The sequence below is a fragment of the Desulfuribacillus alkaliarsenatis genome (genome assembly GCF_001730225.1).
Lineage (GTDB): Bacteria > Bacillota > Bacilli > Desulfuribacillales > Desulfuribacillaceae > Desulfuribacillus > Desulfuribacillus alkaliarsenatis.
This window is the reverse complement of record NZ_MIJE01000011.1, coordinates 90,205-108,713: the sequence shown is the minus strand read 5'-3', so window position 1 is coordinate 108,713 and position 18,509 is coordinate 90,205. Positions and strand designations below refer to the sequence as shown.

The 18,509-nt window shown below is 38.3% G+C and carries 16 protein-coding genes; all 16 read right to left on the bottom strand.

Going from position 1 to position 18,509, the window contains the following annotated elements; all coding sequences use genetic code 11:
* Positions 1–67: 67 nt before the first annotated feature.
* Positions 68–3,241, bottom strand: coding sequence for an AAA family ATPase (locus BHF68_RS06285; protein ID WP_069642789.1), 3,174 nt, complete (start codon positions 3,239–3,241; stop codon positions 68–70).
* The gene (locus BHF68_RS06280; RefSeq protein ID WP_069642788.1) at positions 3,242–4,414 is read right to left on the bottom strand and encodes an exonuclease SbcCD subunit D; all 1,173 of its coding nucleotides are present in this window, start codon (positions 4,412–4,414) and stop codon (positions 3,242–3,244) included. It lies immediately after the preceding gene.
* A 160-nt stretch (positions 4,415–4,574) separates the two neighbouring features.
* Entirely contained in the window at positions 4,575–5,312 is a 738-nt protein-coding gene (locus BHF68_RS06275; protein WP_069642787.1) for a DUF421 domain-containing protein, read from the bottom strand.
* Positions 5,313–5,415: 103 nt separating this feature from the next.
* Positions 5,416–6,201: an ABC transporter permease gene (locus BHF68_RS06270; protein ID WP_069642786.1), complete on the bottom strand. Its 786-nt coding sequence runs from the start codon at positions 6,199–6,201 to the stop codon at positions 5,416–5,418.
* A gap of 13 nt (positions 6,202–6,214) precedes the next feature.
* Positions 6,215–7,120 (bottom strand): ABC transporter ATP-binding protein, encoded by a 906-nt coding sequence (locus BHF68_RS06265; RefSeq protein WP_069642785.1) that lies wholly within the window; start codon positions 7,118–7,120, stop codon positions 6,215–6,217.
* 59 nt (positions 7,121–7,179) lie between these two features.
* Positions 7,180–8,685: a sensor histidine kinase gene (locus tag BHF68_RS06260; protein WP_069642784.1), complete on the bottom strand. Its 1,506-nt coding sequence runs from the start codon at positions 8,683–8,685 to the stop codon at positions 7,180–7,182.
* A complete protein-coding gene (locus tag BHF68_RS06255) occupies positions 8,678–9,361 on the bottom strand; it encodes a response regulator transcription factor (RefSeq protein ID WP_069642783.1) in 684 nt (227 codons plus the stop codon). Before BHF68_RS06255 ends, BHF68_RS06260 begins: the two co-directional genes overlap by 8 nt.
* A gap of 2 nt (positions 9,362–9,363) precedes the next feature.
* Positions 9,364–9,933, bottom strand: coding sequence for a DUF4342 domain-containing protein (locus BHF68_RS06250; protein ID WP_069642782.1), 570 nt, complete (start codon positions 9,931–9,933; stop codon positions 9,364–9,366).
* Positions 9,934–10,122: 189 nt separating this feature from the next.
* Positions 10,123–10,995, bottom strand: coding sequence for a DegV family protein (locus BHF68_RS06245; protein ID WP_069642781.1), 873 nt, complete (start codon positions 10,993–10,995; stop codon positions 10,123–10,125).
* Positions 10,996–11,095: 100 nt separating this feature from the next.
* On the bottom strand, positions 11,096–12,361 hold the full coding sequence (gene dcm, locus BHF68_RS06240; protein WP_069642780.1) for a DNA (cytosine-5-)-methyltransferase: 1,266 nt from the start codon (positions 12,359–12,361) through the stop codon (positions 11,096–11,098).
* A 122-nt stretch (positions 12,362–12,483) separates the two neighbouring features.
* Complete coding sequence (locus BHF68_RS06235; protein WP_069642779.1) at positions 12,484–13,896, bottom strand: Sau3AI family type II restriction endonuclease; 1,413 nt, start codon at positions 13,894–13,896, stop codon at positions 12,484–12,486.
* Complete coding sequence (locus BHF68_RS06230; protein WP_069642778.1) at positions 13,883–14,548, bottom strand: oxidoreductase; 666 nt, start codon at positions 14,546–14,548, stop codon at positions 13,883–13,885. Before BHF68_RS06230 ends, BHF68_RS06235 begins: the two co-directional genes overlap by 14 nt.
* An 83-nt stretch (positions 14,549–14,631) precedes the next feature.
* On the bottom strand, positions 14,632–14,763 hold the full coding sequence (locus BHF68_RS15695) for a hypothetical protein (protein WP_301553606.1): 132 nt from the start codon (positions 14,761–14,763) through the stop codon (positions 14,632–14,634).
* A 183-nt stretch (positions 14,764–14,946) separates the two neighbouring features.
* Positions 14,947–16,428 (bottom strand): LuxR C-terminal-related transcriptional regulator, encoded by a 1,482-nt coding sequence (locus BHF68_RS15555; protein WP_176719890.1) that lies wholly within the window; start codon positions 16,426–16,428, stop codon positions 14,947–14,949.
* Between the two features lie 110 nt (positions 16,429–16,538).
* Complete coding sequence (locus BHF68_RS06220; RefSeq protein WP_069642776.1) at positions 16,539–17,144, bottom strand: hypothetical protein; 606 nt, start codon at positions 17,142–17,144, stop codon at positions 16,539–16,541.
* Complete coding sequence (locus BHF68_RS06215; RefSeq protein WP_069642775.1) at positions 17,134–18,372, bottom strand: S-layer homology domain-containing protein; 1,239 nt, start codon at positions 18,370–18,372, stop codon at positions 17,134–17,136. The genes BHF68_RS06220 and BHF68_RS06215 overlap by 11 nt, the downstream gene beginning before the upstream one ends.
* Positions 18,373–18,509 lie beyond the last annotated feature (137 nt).

The window sequence follows — 18,509 nt, the reverse complement described above, 5'->3', positions numbered from 1 at the left end:
CAAACTGTGTTTTCAAGAATTTCTGACTCTGTCCATAGAATAACAAAGGAGATAAATATCTTCCAGTTTAAATATGCAAATCGGTGAATTTAGCTTTACTTCCTTCCTTAGCTGGGGTAATTTCTAACCTTACATCAATGCGCTCCTTAAGCTCTGGCACATGGGAGATTACCCCGACAAGCCTTCCGCCCTTTTGCAGGTCAATCAAGCATTCAATAGCATAATCCAATGATTCTGGATCTAGTGTTCCAAAGCCTTCATCGACAAACATCGTGTCAATGCTGATACCACCAGCATAGGATTGAACAACATCCGCTAGCCCAAGGGCTAGCGCTAGGGATGCTTTAAAACTCTCACCACCTGATAGTGTTTTTACATGGCGTGCTTTTCCCGTATAGTTATCAAACACTTCTAGTTCTAAGCCTTCTTGTTTCCTGCCTTTGCCCCGTTCTTCCTTCCGTTGCAGTACATATCTGCCACCTGTCATTTTCATCAATCTGGTATTAGAAGCCGCAATAATTTCATCAAAATACGCTGCTAGCACATAGCGCTCAAAGGTGATTCGCTCTTCGTTGTCACCGTTTGCAATCTTCGATAAGTCTGCCACCAACCCATATTGCTGCTCATCTTCCTGAAATGCTTCGTTGATTATACCTATCCTGCTAAGGGCTTTTTTGTTGGTAGTAATCCGTGCGTAAAAATTCTTCGCATCGGCTTCCACTGTTGCTTTCTGTTTTTTTATCTCACTGATACATTCACTAATTTGTTCGACATCTACTGCTTGTAAATCCTTTGTATCGTCAATTGCTTTCGCAAGCTGGTCTTTAACAGATTTCAAATCCTGAAAATATGCTTCTATATCAGCATCTAGCCTGTGGATTTGTTCCTCTGACATTTTCATCTGTGCATAATGTGTATAGTCAGCAAAGCCCGATTCCTTGATTTTCATTGCTAGCTGCTGCTGCAATTCTTCTAACTCCTGCTGCTCCTGCTGAACCTGTTTTGTCAATTGTATGTGACTGGCATTTGCTGAGGATTGTTCAGATATTGAGCGATTGTACGCTTCCTGTACCTGCTTGTGGGCTTGTACAAGCTGTTCATAAGCAGATGTAAGCTCAGTGATTTTTCCATTAAGCTTTTGAAGTGAACGTAGCTCCTCTGGAACTTCCTGCTCCAAGCTGGCCACTAGCTCCTGCTCCGCTATTACAGTTCCATAGCTAGCTGTATATGATTTTTCTAGTTGCTCTATCGTTTCCTCACCTGTCATTATCTCATGCTGGCATTTCTTTAATTCTACTTCCAATGTGGACTTTGTTTTTGCTAATACAGCAGCTTGCTTTACTTGTTTCTGCAACTGAGCCGCTTCATTTTGCAATGAGTCTTTCAACTCTTTTAGGATTATTATTTCATTTTCTGGATCAATTTCGATTCCTTCTGCTTCTGAAAAGGTGGCTGCTACAAGCTTTGCACTCGTGTTGTTAATTGAATTGCGTAGCTTCACCGTCTCTTGTTCAGTGCTTATAAGCTTATTCTGTATGTTTACTAGCTCCTTAAAAACGACTTCCCTCTTAGCTTCAATTCCTGTAAAAGCTTGTTTTGCCGCTTTTAATTGTTCTTCCGTTGGTACACCGTCTACAATCACCGCTGGCTTTGGATGTTCAGTAGAGCCACACACTGGGCATTCTAATCCCACATGCAGCTGACTTGCCAGTAGTCCCGCCTGCCCTCTGCGAAAGCTATCATCCATTTGTTCATAGCTAGATTTTGCTTGCTTGTACTTCTGATCAATTGTTTCGTATTCTATTGTTATAGTAGCTTTATTTCTTTCGATTTCTATATATGCTTGTATACTTTCTACAAGAGCGTTTACTTCTTGAAACAATTGCTGCTGTTTAGTATAGGCTGCTGAGAGCTTTTGCTCTTCTACTTCAGCTTCCTGAGCTTTGTTTATATTGCTGATGATTTGTTCTTGCATTTGCTTGTTTTTTTTCAGTTGCTCTTTGACAGCAGCAAGTGTTTTTTCCTGTTTTTGCAGTTTTCCTTGCAGCTCTTGAAGCTGTTTATTTTTTTGTTCATAGGCTGCTACCTTTTGCTTCTGATTCTTTAGAGTTGTAATTTGCTCAGCTAGCCGTTTACGTTCATCCTCTTTTGCTTCTTGTTCCTGGAGCTGCTTTTGTAAGCTTTTAACCGCTTTCTCCGCTGCTTCCAAGTGCTGGGTCGCTTCTTGTAGTGCTTGCTGCTGCTTATCTAATGTAAGCTGTTGTTTATTACATGTGCTTTCACGTTCGATAATTGGTAATGTTTTGCGAGCGCTGTTTAGATGCTGGCGTCTATCTTCATAGTCGTTTTGTTTTTTTGCCAGCTCCTGATAACGCTCTTCTAGCAGACTTTTTGTTGTGAGCTTTTTGTTAATCTCTTGTCCTTCGATAAAATGTCCTTGTAATTTCTCCTGTTCCGAAGAGAGTTTATTTAACTGCTGTTCTATTTGTTGTAGGTGGGCGTAATCCTGTTGAACCTGACTATTTGTTTCACTGACAATTGCCGCTATATTTAATTGCTCGGTATGAATCAATTGCATTAAAAGCGTGCCTTCACGGGCTTCAATGCTCCTTGCAATAGTTTCCCTTTTAGTTTGCTTTTCGCCAATAATTCTAGCAGCAGACTTCTTTTGCTCCTCTAGCTTTTTCTGAATGGCTGCAAAGGCTTCCGTGCCAAATATCTTTCTAAAAATAGCTTCACGTTCGATACTGTCCGCTTCTAAAAGCTTTCGGAACTCTCCCTGGGGTAGCATAACAATCTGCCGAAATTGTTCTTTCGTTATCCCTAGTATTTCATTTATTTTCTTGTCTACGGTGTTTACCTTTGTGATGAGACTCCCGTTAGGCAGGTACAATTCAGCTTCAGCGTTCTGATTCATAGTCCCTTCTCCGCGAGCTTTTTTGCGCTCTTGCTGAGGAACTCGCTTAATCTTGTATTCTTTGCCTCTTAACTCAAACTCTAGTTCAACATATGTTAGTGTATCGATGGACGCAAAGTCACTTCTCAGACTATCCTTGCTCCGACTACTACCAGAGGCCTCGCCAAAGAGGGCATAGCTTATCGCATCGAATATTGTGGTTTTCCCTGCGCCAGTCGGTCCAGTGATTAAAAATATATTTTTACCTTTTAGCTCTAAGAAGTTGATTGTTTGCTGCTTTGCATAGGGTCCAAAGGCACTGATTTCTAGCTTTAGTGGCTTCATCTATTGTGCCTCCCTTTCAACTTGCTCTATTACAGCTTTTGCGATAATAAGTTTTTCACTGTCCAATGGCTTGCTAGAAATGGATTGGTAGAATTCCTGAAAGAGTTCAAGCTTCGACTTGTTTTTATGTCCCCCTACCGCTGCGGTACGGCTTTCCCCACGTATCGTTGTTGACTCTCTACTTAAGCCCATAATGTTAGGATATACGGCCCTGAGCTTTGATATAGGGTCGATAAGCTCTTGCTCGTCCGTTAAGATGGCATACACATAATCCTCTTGATTAGCCGTTTCATACACCTTAGGGTCAATTAGCTGATGCAAAGGCCCCTTGATAATGCGCATATCTCTACTGGGTAGAAGCTCTCTAAGCTCTATTGATACTTCACCATTTGCATCTATATCTACTATTGTAAAGCCCTTCTTCTGATTCACTTCTGAGAAGGAGTATTTCAGCAATGAGCCAGCATATCTCATTCTGTCACTACCTACCTTTTGTGGACTATGCAGATGACCTAATGCCGTATAGTGGAAGCAATCAAAATGCTTGCTATTAACTATCTCTGTTCCCCCTATGCTTAATGGTCGTTCAGAGTCGGAGATAACTAGCTTACACTGGTCTAGCTCCCTCATATGTGATACGTATCCATGGGCAATTAAGACATGCTTGTGATTTGCCTCAATATCTTTCTTAATCCGCCCTATCATTTTTTCCATGGCTGAATCATGATTTGTTATCTCTTCATCTTTAAGAATGTGGCGAATCTCCTTTGGATCGGCGTATGGGAGCATATAAAATGTCACTGGGCTATGTTCGCTATTGAACGTTACTTTTTTAATTTCCTTATCTAGGCTTCCAGCGATGTGAAGTCCGTTGCGAGTCAATAGTTTGCTGGCAAAAGACAGCCGTTCTCTACCGTCATGATTTCCAGCAATTGCAATAATCGGTGTTTTTAAATCTATTAAAATAGTATTAAACACCCTGTCCAGCAATTCCACAGCCTCAACTGGTGGAATGCTTCGATCATAAATGTCACCAGCTATGATAACTACATCAGGCTTCTCTTTTTCTATTACTGCGATTAATTGCTCTAGTGCAAACTCCTGGTCCTCTAGCATGCTAAATTCATTTACAATCTTTCCTATGTGCCAATCTCCCGTATGTAAGATTTTCATCAGACCAACCCCTTTGCCTTTTTTCATATAACCATTATACCTTTTTTCAGGGCATATGTTCGCTCCAATTTCACACAAAAATAAAAAAACACCGCAATTGTTATAACTGCTCTAACAAATGCGGTGCTCTATCAACGAATACTCCTGTATAGTTATTTAATTATATTCCGGTTGAATCGTCATCCTCAGTCCTCTTTACATCCTTTAGCTTATCGTCACGCAAATCAATATAAAGCTTCCCGTCGGCAGAGAATGTCGCTAAAAACACATCCTCTACCTTGGTAACGCCCTTCTCCATCAACTGATTGTACAGCCACTCATAGTTTTTGTTAAGTCCCTGGAGATTCAGCTTTTGAATTCTACCATCCCTTATAAGCTCGGTGGTAATTCCTTTATATTCCCGCGGAAGCTCTAGGTCCTTTCGTGCAACGGCTCTATACTCACTTTTTTTAATTATGCTTAAACGGCCATATGGCTCTAATATTGCATGCTCTACTTCGCTTATGTCAAAAACGCCCTTCTCGCGAAGTTGCATCAATAACTCGTCCTCATTATAGCGATTATCTGACATATTCTTTTCTAATATCTTTCCGTTTTGCACTACTATAACAGGCTCGCCTTCTAACAACTTTCTCGCTGTTACGTTCTTGAGGGTTATATAGCCAATCAGCATTACCATCAGACTAAACACTACGGCACTTAGTAGCACAAAATTTCCTTCCACCTCTGTCGTGACAAAGGCTCCACCAATTGTACCAAGTGTAATCCCTGAGACAAAATCAAAAAAGGTTAGCTGTCCAATTAGTTTCTTGCCAATTAACCTCGCTAGAATTATTAACACGAAAAAAACAATAATAGGGTTTATTATGGCCTGTCCTAATTCATGCAAATCAATCATCGGATGTCCTCCTGCAAATACATAGCTATACATGCTATAAACAGTATTTGATAGAAGTCCTATTTTTATGAAAATTCCTAGCGCTTACATTATAATGATTATTTTAATCGACTTTAATACCTACGCCGTTTTTCAATGTATACCAGGCAAATGCAAAAGCACCTACCAACAATACACCTGCAATCCCAGTGTGTATCAAGATATTTCCTTCACTAGCACCTAAGTACATGTAACGTGATAAATTAACCAGAGGATAAATCGGATTTAGGAACCTACTTAATGACAATACCCCTTCGAGCTTACTAATTTCAAAGAACACACCACCAAGAAACGTTAGTGGTGTAATAACAATTGCCAATACAAAGTTCATTTTCTCAAAATTGTTTAAATATAGCCCCGTTATTAAGCCAATGGACGCGAAAATACAGGATATTGCAAATATAGCTACAAAGAAAAGAATCGGATATTCAATTGTATATCCAACAAAAAAGATTGTCGCAACATAGGTTAGAACACCCACTAATACCCCGCGGAACGCTCCGCCAAGTACATATGCTAAGGTTTTCTCTGTATCTGAAATTGGGTAACTATTCAAATCCTGAATAGTATTTTGAAACTTTTGCGCTACGATTGAAAACGAAGGATTCTGAAATGATGCAAAAATTGCACCCATGGTCACAAGGCCTGGTACAAGAAACTGCAGATAGCCAACCCCTTCTAGCCCAATGTCCCTCGATTGCAATATGCCACCAAAAATCCCTAAAAACAAAATATTTGAAAGCAGCGGGGCGAGTATCGTCTGTATATATACTTTCATAAACCGGTGCACTTCTCGATTTAACAGTGTAAAAAAGCCTGTACGGTTATAAAATATAGCTCCTTTTCTCATTACAATCTCCCCCCTATTGCTTGATAAGCTGTAGATAAACATCTTCAAGCTTTTGTCGCTCTACGTTTAGATCCAAGATTTTCATATCGTTTTCAATAAGTAATTGCAATATGTTTGTTAATTCCGCCTTATCTATTAGCAAAACAATAGTGTCTAGGTCTTTAATTGTCGGATTGAATGCCTGCAAAAAGCCGATATTCTCTTGCTCTATTTTCCCGTCCAGTTTAATTTCTACATTTATTTCCTGGGAAAAGTCTTTTAACAATTTATCCTTAGGCTCATCAGCGACAAGCATACCATTATTTATTACAACCACTCGCTCACACAGCCGCTCTGCTTCCTCTAGGTAATGGGTCGTTAATATGATTGTCGTTCCCGCTTTATGTAGCTGCTCTAGAAACTCATACAGGGTGTGTCGAAGGCCAATATCTACACCAGCTGTAGGCTCATCTAGAACTAATATTTTTGGTTTGTGCACAAGAGCTTTAGCAATTAGTAGTCGACGCTTCATCCCACCAGAAAGCTCCCTTGCCAGGGATTTCTTTTTGTCTTTTAGGGCTAGGGACTCAAGTAACCAATCAATATATTCTTTGTTATCCGTGATTCCGAAATATCCTGATTGCTGTATTAGGATATCTTCCACAGAAAAGGTGAAATCAATCGCTACTTCCTGGGGAACGATACCGAGAATCCATTTAGTATCTAATTCATTAGTGTCTAAATCATAGCCCGCAATCGTTACTTTGCCACTACTCTTTTTCACATTTCCTGCTAGTATATTGATGAGCGTTGTTTTGCCAGCGCCATTTTGACCTAAGAGCGCTGTAAACTCTCCCTCTTTAATCTCTAAATTTATATTTTTCAATGCTTGTTTTTGGTCTCTACTGTATATCTTTGAAACGTCCTCCAGCTTAAGCATATACTTCCCTCTTTTCAATATTTAGCTGCGCATAAGAATATATTAAGAACCTACCATTGTCAAATTTCAATGGTAGGTTTATTTTCAAGCGGTAAAACAATTGTTGTCCGTGTTCCAATTTCTTGACGACTGATTACTTCGAAGTGTCCATCATGCTGCTCTACAATTATTCTTGCAATCGCTAGACCTAAGCCCGAGCCTCCTGTTTTCCTGGCGCGAGACTCATCCGAACGATAAAAGCGATCGAAAATACGTGGAACATCCTCTGGCGGTATACCAATCCCATTATCCTGTACGACTATGTGTAATTTATTATTCTCTGAATAGGTCTTTAAGGATATAACCTCACCTGCTGGAGTGTACTTTATACTGTTATCTAGCAAAATGCGAATTGCTTGCTTCATTAACTGGCGATCTGCTTTTATCGCTATCACGGTATTACATTTCGTTTTAAATACATGGGCTGAATCTATCATTTGTGCTTCTCGAACAATTTCGTCTATTAAAGCCTGTACGTCAAAAGATTGTTTGTTAAGCTGCATAGTGCTATTATCTCCCCGGGCTAAAAAAAGTAATTGCTCGACAAGGGTTTTCATGCTCTCTGTCTCGTCTTTGATTGCGTCTATTGACTCTTGTAGTGTTTTTTCATCTTTTTTTCCCCATCGGTCAAGTAGGTTTACATAGCCTTGGATGACGGAAATCGGTGTGCGCAATTCATGGGAGGCATCAGAAACAAACCGCACCTGTGATTGATAAGAAGCATTAATTCTGTTCAACATATGATTAATGGCCTGTGCCAGCTCCTTGAGCTCCTTCTGCGATTCATCGACTGCTATGCGCTTGTCAAGCTGGCTAGCGTCAATACTACTAATGGCGCCAGCTAGCGATGTGATATCTTTTCCTCCAGCACCTATATTCGCGACTTGTTCATTGAGTGCTTTTGCCGTTTCTGCCATTTCAGAAATAGGCTTTAAGGTTTTACGGATGGCTGTTGAACCTTTGAATAAGCTGCTTATTAGTAACAGCAGCTCCACCGCTAGAACAATTATCGCAATAACCGTTATGCGCGCAAGATCCTCACCTATATTATACACAACCAGAAAGGTTTGATTCTCAACAGTAAATCTAAGCTCGTAATCTATTTGACGTATCCACTCGGCAACCATCATATCTTCTTGCCAATTAACTGTTAGTATATTTCTTGTCGTGCTTGCATCTTTAATTGGTGTTCTTTTTTGGATTGCCCATGGCAATTGATAACCTTCGCCTTCTGTTTCCTGTCCAGTAAGCACATCCAATCCCGTAATTCGATATCCTAGGACTTCATAAGATTCTACTGCTATAGCGTTTTCAGTAGCTACGACATCTTGAGCTAGTTGTATCGCGCCTTTTTCAATTTGATAGATAGTGCTTGTCGACACTATAATTAACAACAATGTATTAATAGACATAAAAGCAGACAGCAAAATAGCAAGCATCCGCAGATTTAACTTTATAACTAGCGATGAGCGTATCTTATCAGATATACTTACTCCCTTTGCTTTATTGCTTTGCTGTTCATTCATCTCTAATCACGTACCCTACACCCCTTACGGTATGTATAAGCTTTAGGCTAAAAGGCTCCTCAACCTTAGCACGCAGGTAGCGTATATACACATCAACTGCATTAGAGCCTCCGTCAAAATCATAACCCCATATTTTCTCTAAAAGTACTTCCCTCTGTAATACTATGTTTTTGTTCTCTAATAAACATTGAAGTAAATCAAACTCCCGTTTTGTCAAATCAAGTACAGTATCATATACGCAAGCCCTTCTACGACTTGCATCTAATTCTAGCGGCCCTGCCCTTAATACGTGCGATGTCACTGCAGTATTATTTGCTGAAGCCTTCCTTAGAGTTGCGCGAATCCTTGCTAGCAATTCTTCAATTGCAAATGGCTTAGTAATGTAATCATCAGCTCCGCCGTCCAGTCCTGTCACTTTATCCATTACGGAGTCACGTGCCGTTAGCAGGATTACTGGTTGATTGGAGAATTGTCGAATCCGACGCAGCACCTCTATGCCATTAAGGCCTGGTAGCATTAAATCTAGCAGAACGAGGTCAAAGGGCTGAGCCTTAACCATCTCAAGCCCATCCCTTCCATTTAAAGCTTTTTCTACTTGATAACCCTCGTATTCTAGCTCAAGCTGAATAAAACGGGCAATCTTTTCTTCATCTTCAATAATTAGTATTTTCTCCATTTTTACTCACCTTTTTTGTCGTTCATTCCGTTAGTGAAGTCTTTTTTTAAGCTTTCAGCAGCGTCTGCCACTGAATCCATAGCTCGATTGACTGATGGATTACTCACCTCTGGTCCTTCAAACCAATATCTATAGCCGAAGAACAGCCCAATAATCACCAATGGAATGACAAGCCAGAATGCAAAAATAAGCAGTAGCACCATAGCCGTTAATGGTATGGCCATAATTTTTTCGTTATCTTTCATTACTTTAAAACTGTTAGTATTTCCTTTGTGTACAATTTTCCCAAACCATCTGAAAAAGCGTCCAATCATTTCTCCAAAGCTCGTTGAATTAGAGTTGCTTTGATTTTCATCGCTAGTTTCATTAATCTTACTATCACTATTCTGTTGTTGCCCTGAGCTGGATTGATATTGTCCTCCTTCATTAGGCGGTTTAATCCGATTTTGCTTCTCTAAATTAATGACCGCCTCTAAGACATCACCGTTCGTCTCCTCTAACGCCTTTTTCGCTTCTTCATAAGATACTCCCGTATGCTTTCGTAGCTTTTCTACTTGTTCTATTGTAACCATAATATCTCCTCCTTTAACTTTCATTATGGTTAGTATAAATAGAAATCCTTTATATGCCATTGGTAAAACATTAGAAATACATTAGAAATTCTTAAATTTCTTTTAATCCGTTCTCATTTCAACCTTAAATCTATTTAAAGGGACATCTAGCGATGTCCCTCCAATACGTTGTATTCTAAATTAGATTATTTAGTTGCGATTCTTTTCAATAAAAAACAGAGAAATCGCCCCAGGTCCTACATGGGTACTAACGGCAACCCCCATCTGCATAATAAATATCTCACCATTATAGCCCGCTTCTTGAATTAACTTCTCTTTTAATACTTCAGCTACTCCGATTTCATTCGAGTAGCCAATGATAATGAAATCCGTAAGCTCAGGATTGTTTCTTTTTAAGAATTCACTCACATAGTGGTTTAGAACCTTTTTGCGGCCTCTTTCCTTAGCAACTATGGCGCCTTTACCGTCTTTCATGGACATTATCGGCTTTAACTTAAGTAACTTCCCAATAAAGGCACTTGTATTAGTCAAACGACCACTGCGAATTAAATGATCTAGATCATCTACGGATAAATAGTGCTTAACATTCTTCTTATAAGCTTCGTTAAACTTAACTAGCTCATCAAAGCTAGCACCTTCATCCCTTAGTCTAGCGCTTTTTAGTATTAGCCAGCCACTACCATGACTCATGCTTTTAGAGTCTACAACGTGTATTTTAATTTCTGAATTAGGATTTTCATCATAAAAAGTATCTTTAGCTATTTCTGCAGCCTGATAGGAAGCACTTGTCCCACTAGACATACATATACACAATATAGATGTATGTCCTTTGTCTACGGCCTCTTTCATAATGCTTAGAAATTCTGTAGGACTTGGCATCGACGTTGTAGGGTGCTTTTCTATATTTGGAAGCAATTCAAATAATTCATCTGTTTTAATATCTATTTTGTCACTGTAGGTTTTTCCATCGATATTAATTTTCAGTGGTGCAACGCCTATGTCGTACTTTTCTAATATATCCTGTGATAAATCGCAGGTAGAGTCTGCCATTATTTTTATCATCATTTCCCTCTTCCCTAAGGCTATAATAACCTCTGTAGTAGGTTTATTATACACTAAACAAATTAGATGCTGCGTTTTTATAAATATTAATTATTACAACTTAGGATACTGCTGTTAGTTGATCTTCCTTTTCGCTACTAGAGCTGGTTTCGCCATCGATAATTTCACTTAATGTAATTCCCATTTTTTCAATTAAGCCTACTACTAAGGCATTGCCCATGCAAAAATATCTAAATCGCTCTGACATACCCGTGTTTGTCCAGTTATCTGGAAAGCCGTTTAGCCTTTCACACTCAATAGGTGTTAGCTTTCTTTTTCTGCCAGTTAGCGGGTCTTCTATTATGTGTGTGCTTCTATTCTTCGACGACTCACTAGTTAGCATTGTTCTAGCAGGCTTGTCTACAGGGTCAGGAAAGGCTATTCCACCCTCTGCAAAAATGTATTTATGTCCATTCTTGTTAGTGCGTTCAATCCGCTTCGGACCTTTCATGTAAAGCCAATCATCCAGTTCGCCATTTAAGTAATATCTTTCATCAACATTACTTTCTAAAATATCCTTAAGCGTCTGTTGTTCAACTGTATAACATTCTGAAGCACATAATTGTTGTGTATGTATTTCATTTCCTCTCATAATGCCTGCATTTGAAAACTCTAATGTGAAGTTATCTGATACTTCTATTAAATCTTCAAAAATAAAATCAAATGTGCTCTTACTCTTATTGCTTAACTCTAATGATATTGGCTCAGCTGGAAATCCCTGCTGAAAGAAGCCTGTGTGTTCAATTATTTCATTAAGATTATATTCTTTTAATCCTTTGGCATAGCTTGTATTATTTTTATAAGCGAAAATAAAAATTCTTCTTCTTCGCTGAGGGAATCCATAATCTGCTGCATTTATAACACGCCATTCTACTGAGTAATCTAATTCCTTAAAACACCCTAAGATGACACCAAAATCCTTCCCCCTTTGAGAACTTGGAGACTTTAGTAATCTATCGACGTTTTCTAATATCACAAATGGCGGGGTTTTAGCCTTTAGTATTTCATAGATGTCCCACCACAATACACCTTTTTTCCCCTTAATGCCTTGGGCGCCAGTTCTTGCCACACTGTAGTCCTGACAAGGAAAGCCCCCAACTAATACAGAGTGCTGTGGTATGTCGTTTTTATCAACCTTATTTATATCTTCATTGCTATGTATATCTGAATTTCCGAAGTGGCTAATATAGCATTCGTAGGCATCCTGCGCCTTTCTACTAGGCTCCCATTGGTTTGCCCAAACGAATTTGAACTCTTCCGAAGCCTGTCCGAGCCCTAGACGAAATCCCCCAACACCCGCAAATAATTCAACTACTGACTTTTCCATATGTACCTCCAGGTATCTAGCTTGTACATATTATATCAAACTAATGCTCCCATAATAAGTACTAATCCCATTTTTAATTAAAGTACTAACCGTATTTTTTATTAAATAGGAATCCCAATTTTTCATTTAACTCTACTTACATGTTTCTCGATTTGATTAGCTATATAGCGCGCATTTAACCAAAAAGCTTTTTTAGGAACTAGCACACCATTAAATATATCTTTATCCTTAGAGTTTTTTGCTTTTGGTCTTATATGGCCTACTGGATTATCTTTTGACGTTAAGAAGCTATCAAAATCATTTTCCCTTATTTTTTGTACAGTATCCTCCCATAGTGCTTTATAATCCACCTCGAGGTCTTTAGCTGGCATGTTCCAAAACATGCACTGATCAAATATTATATCTTTAAAGCTCAAATCCTTTTGTTTCTTGTAATGTATCTGCGCTTTAAAGACTATCCATAAATGCTTTTTGGACTCAAAGCGACTTCTAATATTTGAGTCATCCCAGCTTTCATTGATTATTTCACTATAATTAATTTGTTCAAATGACATTCCTTCCTTTGGGATGCCATTAATCTGTAAGCATATAGTTTTTAGCTCTATTCCCGCTTTCTTAATCTGACCAAAGGATTCAAATGTATCGCCTAATTCTGCTAAAAGTAATTTTCTGCAAATAAGATTTAACCAGTTTTTAGCCGTTGATACTTCTATATTTAGCTTTTCTATAATTTCAGCAACAGTCTGTCCTTTATAGCGCGTCATAATCTCATGAATTATTACATCGATAGGTTTTTCTGCTACATTTTCTTCAGATTGATTAGTAATTAATTCTTCAAAAATGTTTTCTACATAACTTCTTTTTAGCGAAAAAGCCCTTTGCATGGCTTGCACCGGGGAGCATGGCTGTGCTCGTAATGATTTTGACGATGCCCCCTTTGTAGCTGCACCCAAGTAAAAAGTATCTCCTTCTGATAATTCATGTGCTAACCCATTTTTAATTTTATCGATAATGGTATTCCAATCTTTTTTAATAATTGCTAAATCTGTAGCTGATGGCTCCCATTTATCTACTAATTCAAAGGTGTAATCTAATAAATTAACGTCTTTTTCATAAATATAAAAAATCAATAATATTTTTGACAGCTTACTTGCTAATGAGTTTGTTTCCCAATCTTCGTTAACAATTGTCATATAATCTATTATTGATAGCACCATGCGTTCTTTGACTGCTAAGCCTCGCTGCTTGCAGACTAATTTACTGCTTTTCACGGGTCTAACCCTTTTCAGCGGCACAACTTTAAGCTCCATATTCACATCATGGAAGTCGGCTTGTTTTGCAGAATTGATTTTATAACCAAAAACTAGTTCTTCAACAAGCTGCCCCAGTGACCCTTTACCTGAATTAAAAGCAGAGCTTTTTCTCACAATCACTGTAGGATTTAGGTTTTCATCTAAATACTGTTTAAGCGTCTTAGATTCAAGCTTTTTCCCATGCTTAATTATTGATTCCTCACAATATTTATCGTATAGCATACGCCATCACCGCACTAGCAGAATAAACTGCCACTCTTTCTTTTTTTTGTGTTTGTGCAATCCGATGCATTGCTTCGGCTACAACGCTGGCTTCTATGGCAAGCTTCGGCATTGGCTTCCTGAAGATTATATTTATAGCTTTATATAGCTTCGTAGCCAACTCTTCACCAAATCTATGCTCCTTGCGGTTTCCTAACAATAGTGATGGGCGTAATATAGAAATTCTTTCATAAGGAATTCTTTGTAATAGTTCTTCTAGCTGTCCTTTTATACGGGAATAGAATATTCGCGAATTCGGGTTAGCATTCATAGAGCTTACAAGCAAAAAGTGCTTAGCGCCGCATAATTCTGCTAGCCTTGCAATCTCCAGTGGATACTCTACATCGATTTTGTACATCTTTTCCTGGGTTTTGGCTTTCTTAATTGTTGTTCCCAAGCAACAGAATACGTCGTCTACAGCAAAGTAATCCTTCTCAGCTTCAAGATTTTCAAAGTCACTAACTATTTCTCTGAGCTTGGGATGGTTTATAGTTAGTGGTCGTCTGACTATGGCAATCACCATTCCGTATTCGCTAGAATTTAAAAGAATCTTTAATAATTCATTTCCCACTAAGCCAGTAGCTCCTAAAATGAGTGCTTTTTTCTTTTCCATTTTGCCGCCCCTTTCTCTAACTAGATAAAACACCCCCATTTGGAGGTGCCTTCCACCATCTACTTCATTCCTATTCGTAGTGATTAAATTCTGTTTGACTTTCTCAATTTTCTCCACTTTGACCAGGCCACTAATTGGTAAACATTCTTTTTATTAGGTACAATCGTGACCGTTTCTTTGATTTCTTGCTTAGGTAACTTTTCGCTTTGCTGCATTAGGTTGCCTCCATTATATATGATTAACGACTTATACTAATTTTATTGCGTGCTTATAGTTACAATATCTATTTTTAATCAATTCCAACACACACAAAAAGGGTGGGATTTTAATAAAACCATCCCACCCATATAAATATATTGCTAATACCATTAGCTTTTCTTTTGTAGGCCTGCTAAACGCTACTGCTTATTCTCGCTGTTACTGTTTCTTGATAATAATCTAATTAACTCCATTTTGCTTTTTACGTTTAATTTTTGATAAATATTTTTCGCATGATATTTCATTGTGTTTTCACTAATGAACAGGGTCTTAGCAATTGCTTTATATGTATATCCACGAACTAGTAATTCAGTAATCTCCATTTCTCTGTCTGTTAATTTGTAGTCCTGTTTGAAATCTAGCATATTACTTTCCTGTAATATCTCTTTTTCATTAGTTAGCGCCATTTCCTTAGTTAGCGCTATTTCTTTAGCCATTTCCCTATCTGGTGCAAAATCATAAAGAAACACATGTCCTTTTAAAGTATTTGCAAGCTGATTGTTTAAGATAGGGAGTATCAATATCGCTGTACAAATTACAGCTAAGGCTACAATGGAAGCATGAATATATTCGCCCTCTCCTACATATACAGCACCAACATATCCACCTATTAAAATCCCAAGCACATTCATCGACAAACCAATTCCCCACACTTTAATTGGGTTCTTATAGTGCTCTAGGAATTTTCCTAAAATACTCCACCAAAACAAATCAAAAACTCCAAATGCGCCTAACATGAACGTGTTAATCAAAAGATAGCTTGCAATAGAAATATCTAAAACCATAAATAAAATATACGATATGCCCAGCATTGCTAGTGCAACATATAGAATGTACGCCATATTTGTCTTAGGGGCTATATTTCTGATAATAAGGATTACTAATATGTACGGAAGTGCCCAGAAATAGCTTGTAAGCAGCGTAAAGTGTGAGAATGCTGGATTTACTACTTGATACATTAACCCAGAATTAATTGTTATTATAAATATAAATAACCCTAATATTACAATTGGCTTTAACCCTATTGTAGATTTGTTTTGGTTAATATTGTCGAAATCAATATTAACCTTTTCCGAGCTCCGCTCCTGATCATCCAAACTAAATGTTACTAGCAATGCCATAAGTAATCCAACTATCGCGACCGATAAAGCTAAAACTGCTGACACATTGTTAGCTATAACGTTGATAAATATCATCATTACATTTGACCAAATTAATACCTCAGCAGCAATTGCTAACCGTTGTCCTGGACGGGTGTAATATTTGAAAAACCAGCCCCAACAAGCAACAAACATCCCTGAAAAAAATGCAACATTAATCAAAGCTAAATTCCATAGCATAGAAAATGATAGGAAAAAAACTAAACTGCCTAAAATACAAATAACAGTAGCAATAACCATAGTCATTTTAGCGACATATTGTCTGTTAATTAAAAATCCGCTGACAATTAAGCCTAAAAAGTGTGCAAAAACTGCTATCACAGTGTGCATAGACCCTTCAATGTCAGAAAGTTCTAATAGCCGATACAAAACCTGCCCCTCAAATGGAACAGCCAATAACCAACCGAAGAACAAAGAAAAGCTAATTAATTTAATCCGATCATTTCGCAGGAGAGCTATCAAGTTAAGCACCCCTTTCATTTCGTCGTTCGTTATCTAAGTGTGTATATTATACACATTATTTTTATGCTTTTGTATGTTTTTACAGAAAAAATAGCAATACATGCCTTATTTTATTGGCATGTATTGCTATTTTTTGTTAACCAACTGCTATTTTCCACTAATAATTCTTTAATTCTAGCATAACTATCTTTCTGACAGAACAGGGCAACTGACTCAGTCCAGCCACCTCTAATGATAATTGTATGTTGCTTGGGATAGTAACGAATTGAACGTATCCTCCTCCATGGTATATAGGTTTTCTCACGTGTCTGTGCTAATACTGCAATACCTACAGCCGTTGGATTCAGATTGATTATCCCTAAAAAAGCTAACAATCCTTGCATTTTTCTGTTTGTTTTTGCTTGTTTATCCTGTGTTAAAGAATAAACTCCTTTTCTATCTATTCTAAACTTAACTGAGTATTTATCACGATAAGCTACTAATATCAACACTACTGCTAGAAAAAACGCCAATCCAATAATCCCAAACGCATATTTTGCATCCTGGAAATTGTTCGTTTTCCAAGCCAAAACTAGTAAAGCTGCGAAAACTATTATAAAAGGTAGACCCACTGCTAGAACTAGTTGTTTTAATATTAACCGATTTTTAAAAATCGGAACTTCCATTTTCCATTCTATTGGCAGTATCTCTTTACATTGCTTGTCTTTACATTGCAACTTTTTCTCTATCTCCTGCCTCTTTAATAATCCGTGAAAGTAATGCACAGGCTTCTGCCCTTGTTAGCGCCTTCTGCGGTTCAAAGCCTATGTTTGTTCCTCGCATATATCCATACTCTACAGCTATAGCTACATGATTTCGTAATGCTGGTGAAATCTGCCCTTGATCAGAAAATTGGTTTAATAGAGTTAGATTTGGATTGACATTTCCTACCCCTTGAGCTTTTACCATTGCAACGGCAACATCTTCACGGACGGCAACACTATTCGGCTCAAATGTTAACTGTCCTGTTCGTCCATCTCGATAACCCGTCAGATATTCCTTAGCTGCTTCTACTACTCCATGCGCCCAATGGCCTGCTGGTACATCTGCAAATGTAACTGTTCTTACTGGGGCTTGGTTCAGATCTAATGCCCTTACCATAATGGTAGCAAATTCAGCTCTCGTAACTGTGTTGTTTGGGCGGAATGTACCATCTGGATATCCGCTGAGGATACCTAGCTCTACCATTTCCATAATAGTCTCATACGCCCAATGACTTGGAGCTAAGTCTGAAAACCGATCAGTAGCTCTTACTGACCTTGATTCATAAACATAACGCTCTTGTACGAGTTCATTGCCATTAGATACTTCAACAGTAATTGCACGTCTTGTACCCTCACTTGCAACAGCCCATACTTCTGTAGAGAATGTTACAGAGCCAGATCCTTGCATTTCATAAGTCGGGTGCGCAGATGGTCCACCAAAGCTTACGGTACGATATTCTTTGCCTTGCAAATCAGCTGGTCCTGATAGATATACATGTCCCGTTGAAGTAGGATAATTAATCATAACGCGCATTGAAAATCTTGTGTTATAAAAGCCTGGTACATTACTAACTACATTCTGATTAGCTGTAATTGAAAATGTCCCGCTCGGTTGTATTTGTGATTGCGGAGCACCCCAGGTATATATCCCACGCATATCCATAGCCGGCTGCCCACTTCGAGCAGGCCCTGAAGCGCGTATTTCAACTTTCCTAGGCTCTTGATTTGCGTATCTGCTAAACCCTGAAGGTACATTTGTTGGGTTATAGCTACCCAAAGGTGAGTTCTCCCACTGCCCTCCAATTCTGTACTGGGTTTCGACTAGTACCCACGCATATTGATCACTAGCTATGCTCGCCGAAGGTGGTACCACTTGAAATAGCATTATCACAACAATAAACAAAGCTATCTTTTTTCTCATAGTTCACATCCCCTTCTTTGCAATATTTCAATTCAATAATAGATAATGTCATATTAAGGTGCCTGTAAAAATTTAACCACACACAAAAAGGGTAGTACTTAGGCTGTTGAGCATAAAAAAACCTACACAAAATGGGT